We start from the raw sequence: 1,176 nt of genomic DNA on the forward strand, positions 1-1,176 counted from the left end.
TGACCGCCGCCGCGGCGCTCGTCGCGGGCGGCGCGCTGCTCGCCCCCCACTGGGCGGCCACACTCGGGGGCGGCTCCTCCCCATCCCAGACCCCGGCCGGCGGCGCCACGCCTGCCACCACAGGACCCGGCACCGAACCCACCAGCGGGTCCAGCGGCGTCCCCACGGGCGACCCCACGACTGGCCCCACCACGGGCGACCCCACCACCGGCGATCCAGCGACTCCCGGGGCCACGACGCGGCCGATGCCGCCCGACGGCTGGCGGAGCCACACCAGCGCGGCCGGGCGGTTCTCGATCGCCGTCCCGCCCGGCTGGCGGGCCGTCAAGAGCGCCACGCGCGACAGCGTCACGGTGCGCGGCCCCGGCACGCCCGGCGCGCTGATCGTGGAATGGACCGTCGCGGAGCGGCCCTGGACCGACCCCGTGCGGCACTGGGAGGCCCTGGAGAAGGAGATCCTGGACAGGGGTGAGTTCACGGCCTACCGGCGCATCGCCATCGACCCCATCACCTATCTGGGCCGCCCCGCGGCCGACTGGGAGTTCACCAGGCAGCGCGGCGGCACGGTCATCCACGTGATCAACCGCGGGTTCCGCACCGCCGACGGCCGGCCGTACGCGCTCTACTGGGAGACCTCCCACGACCGCTGGCGGATCGACCGCCACTACTTCGACACGTTCGCCAGGACCTTCAGCCCCCGATGAGAGACGGCGGAGCGGGGCGCGCGGTGGCGCGAGAGGCGGGCAACGCGACGGAGCGGGCGAGCTTCTGGCGGCACCCGGCGGTGCCGGAGGTGGACCTGCTCAAGGCCCGCTACGTCACCCACCGCTTCTCCCGGCACGTCCACGACGGCTACGCGATCGGGCTCGTGCTGGACGGCGTCGAGGAGTTCGACTACCGCGGCGAGGTGCACCGGGCGGGGGCGGGCGAGCTGGTCCTGGTGAACCCCGACACCGTGCACACCGGGCACGCGGGCGTGCCCGGCGGCTGGTCCTACCGGATGCTCTACCCGTCGGTGGAGGCGCTCGCCGGGATCGCCGACGAGGTCGGCGCCGCCGGCCGGGCCCGCTCGACGCGGTTCTTCCCGGAGCAGGTGGTGCGCGACCCCGCGGTCGCCGCGCTGCTCGGCCGGGCGCACCTGGCGGCCGAGCACGGCGACGACCTCGCGGCCTCCAC

General features: G+C 75.9%; 2 protein-coding genes. Both read left to right on the forward strand.

Annotated elements, in window-relative coordinates; all coding sequences use genetic code 11:
• Positions 1–704, forward strand: a 704-nt coding sequence (locus DQW85_RS22650) for a hypothetical protein (protein ID WP_420819176.1), incomplete at its 5' end; no start/stop codon positions are given.
• Positions 701–1,176: AraC family ligand binding domain-containing protein (locus tag DQW85_RS22655; protein WP_240197360.1), on the forward strand; the 476-nt coding region annotated here is incomplete at its 3' end. The genes DQW85_RS22650 and DQW85_RS22655, both read left to right, overlap by 4 nt.

Source organism: Nonomuraea lactucae (assembly GCF_003313395.1).
GTDB classification, from domain to species: domain Bacteria; phylum Actinomycetota; class Actinomycetes; order Streptosporangiales; family Streptosporangiaceae; genus Nonomuraea; species Nonomuraea lactucae.